Source organism: Vibrio sp. Y29_XK_CS5, from assembly GCF_024181835.1.
GTDB classification, from domain to species: Bacteria; Pseudomonadota; Gammaproteobacteria; order Enterobacterales; family Vibrionaceae; genus Vibrio; species Vibrio harveyi.
Window position 1 is genome coordinate 1,171,380 of record NZ_JAMZAM010000001.1, and the last position, 16,269, is coordinate 1,187,648.

General features: G+C 45.4%; 12 protein-coding genes. 3 read left to right on the forward strand and 9 right to left on the reverse strand.

The window, feature by feature from the left end:
- Window positions 1–57: 57 nt before the first annotated feature.
- Entirely contained in the window at window positions 58–1,950 is a 1,893-nt protein-coding gene (locus NL647_RS05260; RefSeq protein WP_005450160.1) for a methyl-accepting chemotaxis protein, read from the reverse strand.
- 628 nt (window positions 1,951–2,578) lie between these two features.
- Between NL647_RS05260 and NL647_RS05265 the strand changes: the two genes are divergently transcribed.
- Both NL647_RS05265 and NL647_RS05270 read left to right on the forward strand, forming a co-directional pair.
- Window positions 2,579–4,813 carry a hypothetical protein gene (locus tag NL647_RS05265; protein ID WP_253649770.1) on the forward strand — a complete coding sequence of 745 codons (2,235 nt, stop codon included), beginning with the start codon at window positions 2,579–2,581 and terminating at the stop codon, window positions 4,811–4,813.
- A gap of 192 nt (window positions 4,814–5,005) precedes the next feature.
- On the forward strand, window positions 5,006–5,803 hold the full coding sequence (locus NL647_RS05270; protein WP_253649771.1) for a glycine betaine ABC transporter substrate-binding protein: 798 nt from the start codon (window positions 5,006–5,008) through the stop codon (window positions 5,801–5,803).
- Between the two features lie 58 nt (window positions 5,804–5,861).
- Here the strand turns inward: NL647_RS05270 and NL647_RS05275 are convergent, their stop codons facing one another.
- The 7 genes from NL647_RS05275 to NL647_RS05305 form a co-directional block, all read right to left on the reverse strand.
- Complete coding sequence (locus NL647_RS05275) at window positions 5,862–6,254, reverse strand: nuclear transport factor 2 family protein (RefSeq protein ID WP_080994935.1); 393 nt, start codon at window positions 6,252–6,254, stop codon at window positions 5,862–5,864.
- Between the two features lie 134 nt (window positions 6,255–6,388).
- A complete protein-coding gene (locus NL647_RS05280) occupies window positions 6,389–7,120 on the reverse strand; it encodes a DUF3726 domain-containing protein (RefSeq protein WP_253649772.1) in 732 nt (243 codons plus the stop codon).
- Window positions 7,117–8,856, reverse strand: a complete 1,740-nt coding sequence (locus NL647_RS05285; RefSeq protein WP_253649773.1) for a CRASP family complement regulator-acquiring lipoprotein — start codon at window positions 8,854–8,856, stop codon at window positions 7,117–7,119. The genes NL647_RS05280 and NL647_RS05285 overlap by 4 nt, the downstream gene beginning before the upstream one ends.
- 112 nt (window positions 8,857–8,968) lie before the next feature.
- Window positions 8,969–10,573 (reverse strand): BCCT family transporter, encoded by a 1,605-nt coding sequence (locus NL647_RS05290; RefSeq protein ID WP_009696346.1) that lies wholly within the window; start codon window positions 10,571–10,573, stop codon window positions 8,969–8,971.
- A 114-nt stretch (window positions 10,574–10,687) separates the two neighbouring features.
- Entirely contained in the window at window positions 10,688–11,674 is a 987-nt protein-coding gene (locus NL647_RS05295; RefSeq protein WP_069687663.1) for a membrane dipeptidase, read from the reverse strand.
- A 67-nt stretch (window positions 11,675–11,741) separates the two neighbouring features.
- Window positions 11,742–13,202, reverse strand: coding sequence for an aldehyde dehydrogenase family protein (locus NL647_RS05300; RefSeq protein WP_253649774.1), 1,461 nt, complete (start codon window positions 13,200–13,202; stop codon window positions 11,742–11,744).
- Window positions 13,203–13,296: 94 nt separating this feature from the next.
- Complete coding sequence (locus NL647_RS05305; RefSeq protein ID WP_253649775.1) at window positions 13,297–13,695, reverse strand: RidA family protein; 399 nt, start codon at window positions 13,693–13,695, stop codon at window positions 13,297–13,299.
- A gap of 155 nt (window positions 13,696–13,850) precedes the next feature.
- Here NL647_RS05305 and NL647_RS05310 point away from each other — a divergent pair, with 155 nt between their 5' ends.
- Window positions 13,851–14,741, forward strand: a complete 891-nt coding sequence (locus NL647_RS05310) for a LysR family transcriptional regulator (RefSeq protein WP_253649776.1) — start codon at window positions 13,851–13,853, stop codon at window positions 14,739–14,741.
- A 97-nt stretch (window positions 14,742–14,838) separates the two neighbouring features.
- On the opposite strand, the gene NL647_RS05315 is transcribed toward NL647_RS05310, so the two are convergent.
- A complete protein-coding gene (locus NL647_RS05315; RefSeq protein ID WP_009696351.1) occupies window positions 14,839–16,032 on the reverse strand; it encodes an acetate/propionate family kinase in 1,194 nt (397 codons plus the stop codon).
- Window positions 16,033–16,269 lie beyond the last annotated feature (237 nt).

Genomic DNA, 16,269 nt, shown 5'->3' on the forward strand with positions numbered 1-16,269 from the left:
AGAGAGGTATGCGCCTCTCTTTCGTTGGTGTTAAGTCTTAAACTTGAACGATATAACTTAGTTCAACTTAAACATGCTGACACTATCACGAAGCTTATTCGACATCGCAATCAAGGCTTCTGATGTATCCACATTGTCTTGAACATCTACCGTCGTATCACGTGCAAGATCATTCACGTTAATCACGCTTTCGTTGATCTCATGCGCCACCTGAGATTGCTCTTCAGCCGCAGTGGCAATTTGGTGGTTCATATCTTGGATTCGCTGGATTTCATGGCGAATCTGGTCTAGAGATAACGTCGCCTCTTCTGCCTTATCAAGCGTGCGTTTTGCACTGTCCGAGTTGTCTTGCATCAGCAATACCGACTTGTTCGCTTGCTCTTGCAGAACTTCAATCATCGATTGGATCTCATTGGTGCTTTGTTGCGTTTTCGTCGCAAGAGAGCGAACTTCATCCGCTACTACAGCAAAACCGCGACCATGCTCACCAGCACGTGCAGCTTCAATAGCAGCATTCAGTGCAAGCAGGTTCGTTTGATCAGCAATGCCACGAATCACATCCAGAATACCACCGACATTTTCCGTTTCAGTATGAACGTTACGTATCACCTGTTGGACCTGGTTGATGTCGTTTACAAGCGTCGTAATATCAGAGTTCATTTGAGCAACAACCGTCAAACCTTGCTCTGAGCTGTTATTTGCATCGCTTGATGAGCTTGATGCCTCAACCGCACTTTGGGCAACCTCAGCCACCGTTGCTGTCATCTCGTTCATTGCGGTTGCAACTTGCTCCAGTTGCATCATTTGAGATTTAGATGAGCCATCCACTTTGATAGATGAACGCTCCAGCTTGCTCGACGCTTCAATAAGCTCTTCCGAAGACAAATTGATGTCGGTGATCATAGTCTTCAATTTATCTGCCATTAACAGTGTTGAACGATACACACCAATGTCACTGCCTTTTGCAGCTGGAATATCAGTCAGATCACCATTCGCAATCTTGTCGACTAGACGTTCAATCTCTTTCGGCTCGCCACCAATTGGGTTGTACAACAACTTTTGAATTAACAATGACGCACCTAGCGTGCCAATAATAATGAACACGAGACCAGAAACTAAGTTGGTGATCACTGCTTCACGAGACGTCGCTTTAATGTCTTCCCAGCTCGCGAAAGCCCAAACGGTCCAACCAAGCGCTTTCGAACGTTCAGATACTACGTAAAACTCACCACGGTCTGGAACCGTGTAAGAGTGTGAGCTAGATGCATCACTCGCGTACTGCTTGTATGAAGGTCGTAACTCAAACAAATCTTCGCCGACAAGCTGCTCTTCATACGCCGCCATCAAGTAACCATCTTCACGAGCAACAAAAACATTGCTGTCTTCCGCCAACCCATTAATGAAGCGAGTCAAATCGTTCATCAGCAGACTCAAACCAACAATCGCCACGACCTCACCGTTTCGTTTTACCGGAATAACGAGAGAAATAGACATCTGTCCCGTGCTCGCTTTAAACGGCTTAGTGACAACTTGGTCCTGCCCAGACATCGCCTTTACATACCACTCCCTTTGCAGCTTTTTAGCATTAAAAGTTGGATGCAGACCTTTTGAATCTGAATCGTAAAGAGTTCCGTCAGGAAGCGCGATAAAGTAGTTGGAAACCCCTAGGCTCTTTGTACCTTGAACCAACATCTCCACCATACGGTTATCAATAGATGCAGTTTGGTTGTTGACTTCAATGGCAGACGCTGTCGCTTCTAAGCTCGTAAAGTAAGTTTGGATCTTTTGTTCAACAGCTGACGTTATTAAATGTGTACTGGTAGAAAGGTTAGTTTGGTAAGAGTTTGTGGAAGAAGAGTTAATTTGGTTGTAACTCAACACTGAAATAATAGTTACGATCGTAATTATTAAAATACCTATTGATGCTAAAAGTTTATTCTTTGCATTCATGCGACATTTATCCAAAAGGGTCAAATGTTTACTTATTGTAAACAAGCGATTAAATAAAATACTTATATTTTTTCTATCTGACTTTTATAAGTGTATATAGACAAAAAAAGTTAGTTTCATATGCACTTTCAATATAAGAAAGTGGCAATGAACTGAACAAACAAAAGGCGGCTAGCCGTGTGAGGACTATCTAGCACAACTTCGGATTTATACGCTCTATACGCCAAAACTGAAAGAACCCCAGCGAGGCGAACTATATTGCCACTCTATTTTACCTTTATGAGTTTATTTTGATAATCATTTTGATGAATAACTCAACAAAGATCACTTTTAAAATATAAAATCTGATGCTTATTTTAGCTCTTCATGAAATACCATCGTAAATACGTAAATTTTCATTTTGAAAAGAACTAGAAATATCGAAACTTTTATTCTTCAAGTTTCATTTTTGAGACAGTAAATATTAATTTTATAAATTACTGAATAGCGACAACTATTGATTCGATATAAAAGTGATAAACCAAAAGACACACTCACCCTTCCTTGAATTGGTCATACCTATCGCTAATACTTCTTCTTAATTTGATTCGCAATTTGAGTAATCAACATTTTTGATTGGGACAACTCAATGATGAAGCCAATGCATTTTATGCTCTCAGCTTTGGGCGCTCTGAGCTTACTTTCTGCGCCTATGACATGGGCAGCGACAGCGATCATTCTACCGGGGTTACATGAACAAGGCGTTGATATGCAAGATACCCCAATCTCAGCCGCTGCTTCTATTGAATGGGAGCTAGAGAATGCCGATGTTGTTTTTGGAACGTATCCAAACAAAGCCGATAACGAGCGCGTCAAAGCCATTGGCTACATGTACAACCAAAAACTTGAACTCAATACAGGATGGGTAGAAAACGATATTCGCAACGAGGCAGAGCTGAATGGGATTGATTACGAGGATTACTTTCTCCATTTTGCCGAAGACACCATCATCGCCGAGGTAGACGAAACTCATGGCGAAAATACCCTGCTTAATCGAAAACCGATGATCGTTGGCTATACCGCTAGCGCCGACCACGCCGGTTTTTGGCTATATCAATCACCGCCATGGAACGCTGACGTATTCGGTCAAGCTCATAATGGCGGGGCGCTCTATGTTTATCACTCAGAAAAGTTCGACCGCTTAGCTTTTAAGTTCACCCAATTTGCTCAAGGCGGCAGCTTCACCATTGAATACCCTTCTTCTGTCGATTCGTTCGGTCAGGTAACGGAATGGACAAGCTTCGATATTAAGAGAGACAAAACCGAGAGCATGACCAAAAACCAGACTGTAAACTGGTCTGTTCCATCAGATTGGGTTCGTGCCACAACGCACGATGGCAGTGGACAAACCTATGGCGGCGGTCAGTACTTTGGTTCGACCTTCTTGCGAGATGGTGGTCGCTTGTATGTTGCGAGAGTGACTTGGCATGGTGACAATATTGAGAATCGCCCTCACCTAAAAGAAGTGAAGCTCAAGAACAGTTTTCCAACCGTTAAGTTGACGAATGCACCAACGGCAACACCTGACGGAAAAACGATTCAACGTTGGCGCAAAATTCGTGGCTTTGATAAATCTGCGGATCTTAACCAAGACAATTATCTCTCTTGGAATGAATATAAAAACCGCTCAAACAAAAATGCGACCGCTCGTTTCCGTTGGGAGTCTCGAGTCATTCCATTTGGGCGAATGTGGAACCAAACCTCCTCGTGGGCATTAACCAATCTCGGCAATCCCAACTTTGCCAACGCAGTTCACCACTATTACCAAGCAGAATGGGCGAAACAAGGCTTAAACGGTGCATACAATGACGATACAAACAAACTGCTTGGTGCAAATCAGTTCTACATCTATTCCGGTGGTATGGTAGATGAACTTGGTTTGGTTGCAGGAAGCCAAGCCGCTGATGATGCGTACAAAGCTCAGTTTTCGGCATTCTTAAACAAACTGGCAACGCTGGATCCGGATGCGCTAATTGGTCTCAACATAGGCACGGCAAACTTATATGGTCGCAATGGACAGAGTCACTTAGTTAAAGCAGGTTCCCTGTACTTACGGGAGCACTATCTATTCCCTTCTACTGGCTTTAGTGGCTATGCAGGTTTGGCTAAATTCTGGGATAACGCCGCTCTCGCCAAAGTAGGTCAGAAAGTGATTTACCAAGCAACAACACGTTATGGTCGAGTTCAGTACTTCGGTAACACTGAAGACAATTGGAAGCAGGATCAATACTCTGCATTAGCAGCGTTTTACTTAAATCACCACTCGGGATACAGCTATTTTAATCAATGGGACAGCGGTTATCTGTACGGCAGCAACAACACCACTGTCGACAACTTCTGGAAAGCCGGAGTACCCAAAAACATCGCTTATCAACCAACTACATTACTTGCCGTTGATCTGGGCGAACCAGTAAATCAAATCCCAGAAGGCTTTACAGCAATACCTTTGATGATGTCCACCAGCACTCCTTCAGCCGCTGATTACACCGTAGTTGGTGACTCTTCCATGAATGAAGTGGTGCACGCAGATCTGCCCGATGGTCTTGCTCACGTCCTACCGACATATACCTATTTTGCCTTTCGCTCAGAGGAATCCGTAGTTTCTGATGGTCCAATTGAGATGGTGTTAGCAAGAGAATTTAGCAAAGGGCGCGTGTTATATCGCACTGATTTTTTTGGCAAAAGCGCGGACTATTTTACTGCGCCCAAAATCACCATCACGCTAGACAAACCAATGCGACCTGTCGACAAGGATGGCAATGTTGGAGACTATGTTTCCGACATTCATATTGGTGGATACGAAGGACTGTTCTTACTGTATTGATCCGCGACTTAAGCCCCCTTTCCCGCAACCTTGCTCAACATCCTTCATGTAATTATCGCACTTGATTATCAAATCATTTTTGACAGTGACTCAAAGCGTTCGCTATTTATCCCTTCCTATCTTGAGCCTACTATCACTTCGAAAACACAGTGCACGACTCAACTTCGCACGAATAAAAATAAGGAATTCAGTATGACTCAAACTAACACGTCAAAAGCTATAAAACTCGGTGTCACTAACCTCTCATTTCATCGTGTCACTGCTTCTCTTGTCAGCCATATACTCAATGATATGGGTTTTGAGGTCGAGCGTATTTATTCACCCCATGAAGAGAACTTCTCAAAGCTCAAATCTGGTGAAATCGACATGCTTTCTTCGGCTTGGTTACCATCAAGTCACGGCATTTACAAAGCATCGGTAGAAGAAGTACAACCCCTACTGGAGATCGGCTTACACTACGAACCTTACGCACTTTGGGGTGTACCAGATTACGTTCCAGAAGCGCTCGTATCAGAAGTGAGCGACCTAACTAAACCTGAAGTTGTAGCGAAAATGAAATCCGATATTCAAGGCATTAACCCTGGCGCAGGCATTACGCGCTTTTCGATCAAGATGATGGACGAATACTCGCTGACCGAAGCAGGTTATCGTTTCCACACAGGGACGGAAGAAGATTGCTTTACTGCATTTGAGAAGGCGGTAGAGAACAAACAATGGGTTATCGTGCCGCTTTGGAAGCCTCAATTTCTTCACTATAAGTACTCAATTCGAGAAATCGCAGAACCAAAAGGTTTGCTGGGTATTGTCGATAAAGCGGTATTGCTATTGCGCCAAGACAAATCAGATAAATTTACTCAAGATGAGTTGAATAGATTGGACACGCTCCGTTTCTCAAACGATATCATTGCGGAATTGGATTACAAAATCTGTCGTGAAGGACGAGATTTAGACACGGTGACACGTGAGTGGCTGGATAACCAAGCGCAATAGACTTAATTACAATCTCAGTGCCTTGCCGTGCTTAACGCGTATGGCAAGGCTCGGTGCGCTAGTACATAGAATTCCCGTTTGCTGTCTCTTTCGGTATTTCCTGCAACGCATCCCAATGCTCGACAATCTTACCGTTTAGATCAAAGCGGAAGAAATCCATCGTTACATATTCCACATCATCAGGCCACGTCTGATGAGTATGCAGTGCCACCAAATTCCCCTCTGCAACTGCGCGAACAAACGTAATATCTTTGTTGGGATACTCTTCCTGCATTCGCTCGAAATAAGCGATAAATGGCTCGGTACCGTTACCCACTAACGGATTGTGCTGAATGTATTCATCCCCCACGTACAGCTCGACCGCTTTTCTCGGTTCTCCTCGATACGCCATCTCATAGAAAGCTATGGCATTGCGCTTATTCTCTTCTATATCGATTTGCATGGTGCTCATTTGATTCTCCTTCGTCATGCAAACAACCTGTCATTAGCGTAGTTGAGAATCATAATCCTGCTTTATTCTTAAACGAAAAGAGGCAGCATTCAGCTACCTCTCTTTCTATTCCCAGTGATGCCGTTTTGGTTGCGCTACACTAACTCACCCGCGCCTTGCACCGAGCGTTCACTGTTCTCAACAAGGAAGACTGTGGCAGTTTGTTTAAGAGCTTCCCATTCTCCGTCTTCAACAAAGATACCCTCTTCCCACGACGTTTTCTGCGCACGATTCAGTTCATCTCCATCAATATGAATTGCGTAACCTTGTGAACTTGCTTCGATATCAAAATCCGTTACGGCAAGCTCTATCGTCATACTGTGATAATCGGTACTGTTGTCTTCAATCTGATCAGAAAAGAATACCTCTGGTGCAATCCGCCCACGGTTTAACACATACAAGGTTCGCTTTGGGCTAGTGCCATTAACCCACTGAGCACGGCACGCAATGCCTTTGGCAGATAGCCTAACTAGCTCACTAAACGCTAACCAACGATTGTGGCATTGTTTGAGTGTGATGGTGACGCTCTTGCTGTTGACCATTTTCTCAAGCGCAAAATCCAACACCGCCGGTAAATGACAGGCGATACTGCCATTGTTTAACTCGACTTCGATATGAGAGTCGGTGTTACTCGTAATAGTGACCGCGCAATCTGAATCTAAGTTGAGAAACAGGCTGGCGTTGTTGAAGTGACGCACGCCGTGCAAACCCACCATTTGCAGATCCGCAACCATATTGGCAATCACATCGGCTTCACCGCAATGACGGCGCATACCAAGAAAAGCTTTGTTTACTGCTGCTACCAGCTCGTTATGCGAAACGATCATAATGCAAAACCTCCAGTGATTTTTTGATTGTCGCTTTGCGCGATTTCTTCACGCTCTGGCATGGTTGGGAAAATCCACGTATCGCTGAAACGCGGGTCCTGAATCTCATCAAGCAATGGTGCGCCTTGGAAAAAGGTCACGCGCACCCATCGGTCTGAACGCGGATCAAACTTAGTCGCACCAAAGATTGCTAACTTACAGCGTAGTAGATGCATCGGTAGTGCGTCTTCACGTAGTACATTCATCTGGATATCGCCCATTTCTCGATTGCCGAGCGTCCATACACGACGAGTGATTGCACGATACTGCGGATGCTGCAGTAAGAACTCCGCCAACGATGTTTCTGGCTGGCACGTTTGCAGCGCATGGTAGAGGCGGTTTACTTGTCGCCCTATATCGAGTGGCAACTCACGTTCTTCACCGATTTCTTCCCCACGAATGCCTAGTCTCGGTTCTTCTTTGTCTTGTGAGCGATACCAGAACCAATAGTTGTTCTCTGGTAACGTGTAGTCGGCATCGATTGACCAACGGTATTTGCTCTCTAGTATTTGCAAAACATCTTGAACGCTTTTACCACCAGGAATAGAGAGTGACTCATCGGTGTTCATTTGGTTTTCAAATTCATCAACCAAAGACGGGTAAAGCTCGATCAAACATGAAGTTAGGATTTCTTGGGCTTCCAAACTCATGGTTATGGTTTGTTTGATCAAGCTTGCCCAATTCGAGTGCTCTGCCATCAAAGCATTTAAGTTAATTTGTAGCGCTTGGAGATCAGCAATCGCTTGATGATTAAGCTGATCTTGATGTTCATTGATTGTTATCACTTGCTCTAAGTGTCGCTGTGCTTTTTTAAGCAGGGCTTTTAACGGCAGCTCTAACTCGGTAGATTCACATGGCATGGCAAGCACATTTGCAATAGCACGCTCACGTGATGTCATCCATTGGTCGACAATACATGGATGGTTGATTAAATATGGCGCCATACCCAAACCAGTTGCATTCCCCACACCAAGATAGCGCTGCAGGCCTTTGTGAAGTGCAACTGCATTATCTCCGCCTTTTTTCGCAGCAAGGTAATGAACCCAATCTAAACTGAATTCACGCAGCATATAAACGGCACACATTTGTGCACTGAACGATTGGTTGAAATCAGGGTTGTTCTCCAGCAGTTTAAAATCGGCAATACCAAATTTACCGTTACCATAAACGGCGGTGGTTCTTAGGATGTAACCCACTTCTGCTAGTTCCGAAGGCTCTGGCTGCTCACCTTTAGAAAGCGCATTCACAATGTGTTCAAACACACGAACACTCTTATTCGCACGAGCAAGAACAAGCACGTTGTTTGGATTGCGCCCCGCTTCTTGCAAAGGCACATTGGCTCTAAGTTGCTCTAGCAACTCAACATTAACTTCACCTTTGACCAGCGCAAAGGTTACGTCCCATTTTTCAGCAATGACTCGGTCGTTACGCTCTTCATCAGCAATTTCATCGCAAAAAACAACCAAGTGATAAATGTGTTCCGGCGTCGCTAATTTGTAAATTACATGACCAAAACCGCGTGGACACAATTGCCACTCATGCTTGCTCACTCGCCATTCCTGACTCGCCATTTTTCGGATCAAACTTCGCACAAAGCTGATTCGATTTTGGTGCATAGCCCCTAGCCTGTCTGGCGCCATCACAATTGCAGCGTTGCGAAGTGTTGTTTCAGTGTAAGTAGAACGATGTGCATCCATTTTGCTCACCACCTATTTTTTATTGTAAGAATAAGGGCTTGTGCGGGAGTGGGGAGGAATCACCCACACAAGCGCCACGTTATTGGGTTTGATCTTTTTGTTATAACCGTTGTTATAGCCCTTGCTCTTTCGCCATCTTCATAGCGATCTGCGGTGCATTCCAAAGTGACGGTAACAGAATTAATGACACTGGAACGGCTGTAATCACGATGAAGGATTGCAGGGCTGATATACCACCAGAGCCAAGTGAGATGAGAATCAACGCCGTGATACCCATAGCCACGCCCCAGAAGGTACGAATAATCGCATTTGGTTCTGTCTCACCACTGATCACAACACTGATGGTGTACGTCATTGAGTCACCAGTAGTAACGATGAAGATCGTGGTCAAAATCAAGAACAAGATTGAAACAAGTAGCGGCATTGGCAGTTGTTGAGTCACTGCGAGTAACGCGCCCGGTAAATTGAAGCCTTCAAATGCTGCACTCACACTGCCTGGGTTCGCAATTTCAAACGCTAAGCCAGAGCCACCAACAATGGTGAACCAAAAACACGTAGTAAGCGGAGCAACAATGCTGATCGTCGAGATAATTTGACGAATACTGCGACCACGAGAGATACGTGCAATGAAGATCGCCATCATCGGTCCGTAGCCCAAGAACCAGCCCCAGAAGAATACTGTCCACCAGCTCAACCAACCTTCATCACCACGGTAAGTTGCCATTGGGATAAAGTTATCCAGCATGGTGCCCACGCCTTGAATATAACCATTGAAGATAAAATCTGTTGGACCAAATAGAAGGATATAAACCATCAACACTAACGCGAGAATCACGTTGTAACGACTCAGCATTTGCATCCCGCGGTTTAAGCCACTTAGGGCAGAGACGGTGTACAACACAATCGCAAATAAGATGATGATCAACTGTGTGGTAAAGCCATCCGGGATATCAAACAATGCATTTAACGCGTAGCTAACCTGTAAACCTAGGAACCCAATCGGTCCAATGGTTCCTGCCGCTACGGCGATGATGCAACATGCGTCAATCAATGCGCCTGTTTGACCTTTTAGCGCTCGCTCACCCAGCACTGGATAAAGCAAGATACGAGGTTTTAACGGCAGTCCTTTATCGTAGTGTAAATGCATGACCACGATAGACGTTAAGCTGCCAACAATAGCCCACGCGAGAAAACCCCAGTGCATAAACGACTGTGACAACGCATTAATGGCACCTTGCTGAGGATTGTCTTGCGGACCATACAAAGGTGGAGGACTCACGTAGTGCGCGATAGGCTCTGCCGCCGCCCAAAATACGCCGCCGCCAGCTAAAAGCGTACAGAAGATGATTGCCATCCAACGAAAACCATCCATTTCAGGCTTCGTTGTTCCGCCTAAAATCACCTTGCCTGTTCGCCCTGCAGCCAAGCCAAGACCAATAAGAAAAGTGAGAAGAAGCAGTATCTGCCAGTACGGACCGAAGACTTTTACTGACCACGCAAATCCCGTATTAACTAACGTTGATAGCAACTCTCCATCGTAAAGCGCGATAGCTACGAACAAGGCAATAAAGCCACCGCTATACCAAAGTGCCGGGTTACTTAACCCTAACTTATCCGGTGAATTTTCTGTTGCTGAAGTGTCGTTGTGTTTTGCTTGTTGCTTCTTTGATGACACGCTCATCGTTGAAGCTTTCATGCTATTGGTTAGATCAGACATACTCTGACTCCAGAGGTTTATTGCAGCTGCCATAACGGCTACAAAAAGTGACTTTAACACTCGCCTTGTTATTATTTTTTGAGCGAGCTATTCCATGTTTATTTGGGTTACGACCTAGCTCGCCTCCAGCCCTTCTTTAAGGAAGTTAAACCAGTTCTCACCCAGGATTTTTCCTGCCTCGGATTCACTGAATCCATGACGCATTAAGCCGTTGTAAATGTTCTCCATCCCTTTACTGCCACTAAACCAAGGCAAAGCATCAGGCCACCCCGCATTACTAGCGGAGCCTTCACCATAGTCCATTGCTTTGGACCAACGACCGTTGCGCATCCACTCAAGCACTTGCTGTGGTTGGTTTAAACAAAGATCACTGCCGATGCCTAAGTGATCCACACCGAACTGATCGGCAGTTTTCGCGACCATTTGGCAGAAATCTTCTAGCGTGCATTGGCTTCCGTTTGGAAGATGGAATGGGTAAAGACTAAAGCCAATCAAGCCGCCACGTTCGGTGAGCGCTTTAATGACCTTGTTCGATTTGTTGCGCAGAGCATCATGAGCAAACGTTGGGTTCGCGTGACTAATACAAATGGGACGTGAAGAAAGGTCAATCGCTTCCAACGTTGAGCGCTCTGCACTGTGGGACATATCGATGATCATCCCGACACGGTTCATCTCTTCGATGGCTTGTTTACCAAAACGCGTGACACCAGAGTCGTTCTGCTCATAGCATCCTGTCGCCAGCAAGCTTTGGTTGTTATAGGTCAACTGCATAATCAGCAAACCTTGACGGCGCATGACTTCTATTAAGCCGATTTCATCGTCAATTGGAGAGCAATTCTGCGCACCAAAAAAGACGCCAACCTTACCCTCTGCTTTTGCTTTCTCGACGTCAGTCATCGAGTAAATAGGCATAATAAGGTCTGCATTTTGTTCAAATCTCAGGTTCCATTCGGCAAAGCGAGTTAAGGTCTCGCGTGCATTCTCATGATAAACAATCGTCGCATGCACAGCCGTAATACCGCTCGCCTTCAGCGTTTGGAAGTATTCTCGATCCCAATTGCAGTACTGCAATCCATCAATCACAATCCGTTGTTGGTACATAACCACTCCTTAAACGTTAATGAGCCTTTAAGGTTGGGCAGCGGAATGCTCGGCTGCCCTATTTCACTTAGTAAGGACGTTGATAAGCGGTTTTCACCACGGTGTAGAATTCTTTTGCGTATTGACCTTGCTCGCGTGGACCAAAGCTCGACTCTTTACGACCGCCAAACGGCACGTGGTAATCTGTTCCTGCGGTTGGTAGGTTGACCATGACACAGCCAGTTTGCACTTGTTGTTTGAAGATGGCGCTATTACGCAGGCTTTGTGTAATGATGCCGCCCGTCAAGCCAAAGCGAGTATCGTTCGCTACAGCAATGGCTTCGTCCAAGTCAGAAACTCGAATCACGCTTGCCATTGGCGCAAACACTTCTTCTTGGTTCACTTCCCAGCTGTTTTGCGTATTGAGGAAAAGAGTTGGCGACATGTAGAAACCGTCATGCTCTAAGTTCAAGCGCTCGCCACCGAACGCTAACTCGGCACCGCTTTGACGTGCTTTCTCAATCCATTCAAAGTTGGCATTCAATTGGTTTCCATCCACAACAGGTCCCATGAACACACCGTCTTCTAAAGCGTGACCGACTTTAAGTTCACTCATACGTTTGATCAGCGCTTCCACGTAGGCATCGTGAATGCCATCCATGACGACAAGGCGAGAAGACGCGGTACACTTCTGACCTGCTCCAGAGAAAGAGCCTGCAATGGTTGCTTCAACGGCAATTTGAATGTCTGCATCATCGGCTACCACAAGTGCGTTCTTACTGCCCATTTCTAACTGACAGCGCACAAAATTCGGTGCCGTTGCTGCCGCTACTTTACGTCCGGTATCCACAGAGCCAGTAAAGCTCACACCATTTACACCTTTCGAGTTGATAAGCGTGTTACCCACTTGCGAGCCGCTGCCCAACACAAGGTTGAACGTGCCTGCTGGTAAGCCTTGACGATGGATAATCTCTGTCAGTGCAACTGCACTAGCAGGCGTTAGGTTAGCGGGCTTCCACACAACGCTGTTGCCGAAAGCAAGCGCTGGTGCGATTTTCCATGCAGCCGTTGCGGTTGGGAAATTCCAAGGAGAGATAATGGCGATAACGCCGACGGCTTCACGAGTGACCTCTACGGAAACGCCTGGACGGACAGAAGCTGCGTTATCGCCAATTTGACGCAGCACTTCCGCCGCGAAATATTGGAAGAATTGACCAGCACGGTAGATTTCACCGCGACCTTCAGCAAAAGGCTTGCCTTCTTCACGTGAAAGCAGCGTACCAAGCTCATCACAACGAGCAATCAGCTCATCACCAATCGCCTGCAAAACCGCTTGTTTGCGCTCAATCGGCGTTTTTTCCCACTCTGGCTGCGCAACTTTCGCGGCTTGAATGGCTTGTTCTACTTGACCTTCACTCGCTTGAGCAAAATCGCCTAAACTCTCACTGATGTCTGAAGGGTTAATGTTCGCAACCGTATTAATACCGGATTGCCATTCGCCTGCAATGTAGAGAGATTTCTCTGCTTGAACATTATTGATAAAAGTCATTGCTCTGTCCTTATTCTTCCTGACGTCTGGTGATCGCCACCAGCTCACTGATCTCACTGACAAAGCCCGGTGATGAGGCTTTGATTATTATTCTTTACTCTGGTTGACTCGCTGATGCATACACCACAAACTCCACCAGCATCTCTTCACGCGCTAGTCCTGCCACAACCATAGCGGCACGATTAGGGTAAGGTGCGTCAAAATACTCAGCGTAGACTTGGTTAACCGTTTTTAAGTACTCACGATCCGTCACATAAATCAGCACTTGCAGAACAGAATCTAAAGACTCCCCTGCACACTCCAGCGTGTGAACGAGATTATTAAAGGTTTGACGAGTTTGCGCTTCGATACCGCCTTCCACGACAGCACCATTATCATCAATCGGGATTTGCGCGGTGTATAAAGTACCATTGTTGACGATTGCCCATTCAAGCGGCGCTTTAGAGGCAAACAATGCAGTTTTGACTGGGTATTTTTTCGTAGAAGTATTCACGTGCCCTTCAACCTTTGTAACAACCTTGTTTCAAGATAGTTAAATACTGCACATTGACAGGCGATAAATCGAACGGTAAATTTTTTACATTTGATAAGAAAAATCTATCACCTTATTAAAACTAAGGTAAATAAAGGGATTGCAGAGGTTTCGCCGTGAGTATCAAGCTTCAACAATTAAAGCATTTTGTGATGGTGGTCGAGGAAGGTGGCTTTCGAGCCGCTTCACATAGAGCAAATCGCTCTCAAGCAGCACTGTCGACATCCATAAAAGAACTAGAAAAGATACTTGGTCAGAGCCTATTTGAATCTGGAAATAAATCCAAACTCACACCTTTCGGCGAGATCTGCCTGCCTAAGATCATTCAGTTTCTCAACATCTATAACGCACTGGATAATGACTTGAAAGCCGCCGCCGCAGGGCAGCAAGGGCGGGTACGCATCGCCAGCGTTCCTTCTGTTGCTGCCAAGCTGATTCCCAGTGTGCTCGGCGCATTCTGTGAACGATACCCGAATGTAGAAGTCAGCCTAATTGATGATAACGCCGCTGGCGTCGAAGCGCGTTTGTTATCAGGCGAAGTGGATTTAGCGTTGGGTAACCCATCACACTTGGACGAAGGCGGTATCGAGTTTACCCCGTTAATCTCTGACCCCATTGGTGTAGTGTGTTTGAAGGATAACCCTATTGCTCAGCATCCAGAAGGAATCGAGTGGCAAACGCTGTTGGTACAACCTTTTATTCGAAACGGGACTTGTACCCTACTCGATCCCACTCCTGCACGCGCGCTAAGTGAACAAGCATTGTATTCCGTGGAGAACATTACGTCTTTGTTCTCAGTCCTTGAGCTCGGTATTGGTGTCACCACCTTGCCAAAGTTAGCGTTCCCAACCAATGAAACTCGATTAGTTTGGATTCCGCTTATTGATCCACCTTTGAAAAGGCAGGTGGGAATCTTTACCTTAACGGACCGAACAATATCGCCTCAAGCTAAAGCTTTCCATGAGCTGTGCATTCAATACTTAAACTACCAAGGGAATGAGGAGTAACAGTATCGATAAAATCGTTACTCGCCTCTCTCCAAGACGAAAAAAGCCCTTTCCAACCGGAAAGGGCTTTGACTTAGTTCCCAAAATTTTTGCCGTTTTACAGCAGTTCCACCGACTGTTGAGCGATAACCCACTCTTCATTGGTAGGAATAACTAGCGCTTTCGCACCAAGTAACTCAGATGTAGCAACAACACCTGCGTTACCAAATCGTGCATCTTCATTACCTTTCACATCTTCAACAAAACCTAGAAGTTTTAGGTTGTTTAGGATTTCGCGACGAATTGGCATAGAGTTTTCGCCAATACCGCCAGTGAAGATGATGCCGTCGAATGAATCAAGAGCAGCAAGGTAAGATGCGATGTATTTAGACACACGGTATGTGAATACTTGGAATGCTAGAGCAGCGCCTTCGTGACCTTCTTCCATCGCTTCCAAAATACCGCGTGCATCGCTTGTTAGGCCAGAAACACCTAAGAAGCCAGAAGCTTTGTTCAATGAGTTGAACACTTTCTCTTGAGACCAACCTTTCTTCAGTAGGTACTCAATGATGCCTGGGTCAAGGTCACCACAACGTGTACCCATCATTAGACCAGACAGTGGCGTGAAACCCATAGACGTATCTACAGATTCGCCGTTGTTGATTGCACAAACAGAAGCACCGTTACCAAGGTGAACAGAGATGAAGCTCGATTCTTCAACCGGCTTGTTAATCATCTTCGCAGCTTCGCGACTTACAAAGTAGTGGCTAGTGCCGTGGAAGCCGTAACGACGGATGCCGAAGTCTGAGTAAAGCTCTTTCGCAATTGCACCAGTGTAAGCTTTTGCAGGCATTGTTTGGTGGAAAGCAGTATCAAACACAGCAAACTGAGGTAGCTCAGGGAATGCCGCCATTGAAGCACGCATACCAATCGCATGAGCAAGGTTATGTAGAGGAGCCAAATCACTTAGCGCTTCTACGTCTGCAATAACAGACTCATCTAAACGGACTGTTTTGGTAAACTTCTCACCGCCGTGAACCACTCGGTGACCAACAGCAACAACATCTTCAATTAATTTGTACTCTTTTACTAACTCAACTAGTTTTGCTACTGCAAGTTGATGGTGATTCTCATCGCCTTGAATAGCGTACTCAAATTTCTCACCGTTGAATTTCCAGCTCATACGAGCGTCTGATAGACCAAAGCATTCGCCCAGACCACTTAGCACAGCATCGCCAGATTGAGAGTCGATTACTGCAAATTTTAGTGATGAGCTACCAGAGTTGATCACCAGTACAAACGAATTAGACATGAAATAGTTTCCTGTTGTGGAGCAGAGGTTGTAATTGCGCTTCCGCGCTGCGTACTTCTTGTTTGTGCCTTCTATTATTCAATAATTTTTTAATCTTTCAACTATCTTTTAGAGTTAGTTGTTCGTTTGCGTAAATTTTATTGATCTACCGCAAGTTTAAAATTTATTTGAACCATGAAATATATCGACTCATTCAACTAAAGTGGAACCAGACACTTAAAAACGTCAATAAATGAA

What these genes read in the sequence shown, in the direction of transcription:
- NL647_RS05270 (WP_253649771.1), top strand. Translation starts at nt 5,006, where the DNA reads ATGACTCAAACTAACACGTCAAAAGCTATAAAACTCGGTGTCACTAAC.
- NL647_RS05295 (WP_069687663.1), bottom strand. Translation starts at nt 11,674, where the DNA reads ATGTACCAACAACGGATTGTGATTGATGGATTGCAGTACTGCAATTGG.
- NL647_RS05300 (WP_253649774.1), bottom strand. Translation starts at nt 13,202, where the DNA reads ATGACTTTTATCAATAATGTTCAAGCAGAGAAATCTCTCTACATTGCA.
- NL647_RS05290 (WP_009696346.1), bottom strand. Translation starts at nt 10,573, where the DNA reads ATGTCTGATCTAACCAATAGCATGAAAGCTTCAACGATGAGCGTGTCA.
- NL647_RS05260 (WP_005450160.1), bottom strand. Translation starts at nt 1,950, where the DNA reads ATGAATGCAAAGAATAAACTTTTAGCATCAATAGGTATTTTAATAATT.
- NL647_RS05265 (WP_253649770.1), top strand. Translation starts at nt 2,579, where the DNA reads ATGATGAAGCCAATGCATTTTATGCTCTCAGCTTTGGGCGCTCTGAGC.
- NL647_RS05275 (WP_080994935.1), bottom strand. Translation starts at nt 6,254, where the DNA reads ATGAGCACCATGCAAATCGATATAGAAGAGAATAAGCGCAATGCCATA.
- NL647_RS05315 (WP_009696351.1), bottom strand. Translation starts at nt 16,032, where the DNA reads ATGTCTAATTCGTTTGTACTGGTGATCAACTCTGGTAGCTCATCACTA.
- NL647_RS05280 (WP_253649772.1), bottom strand. Translation starts at nt 7,120, where the DNA reads ATGATCGTTTCGCATAACGAGCTGGTAGCAGCAGTAAACAAAGCTTTT.
- NL647_RS05285 (WP_253649773.1), bottom strand. Translation starts at nt 8,856, where the DNA reads ATGGATGCACATCGTTCTACTTACACTGAAACAACACTTCGCAACGCT.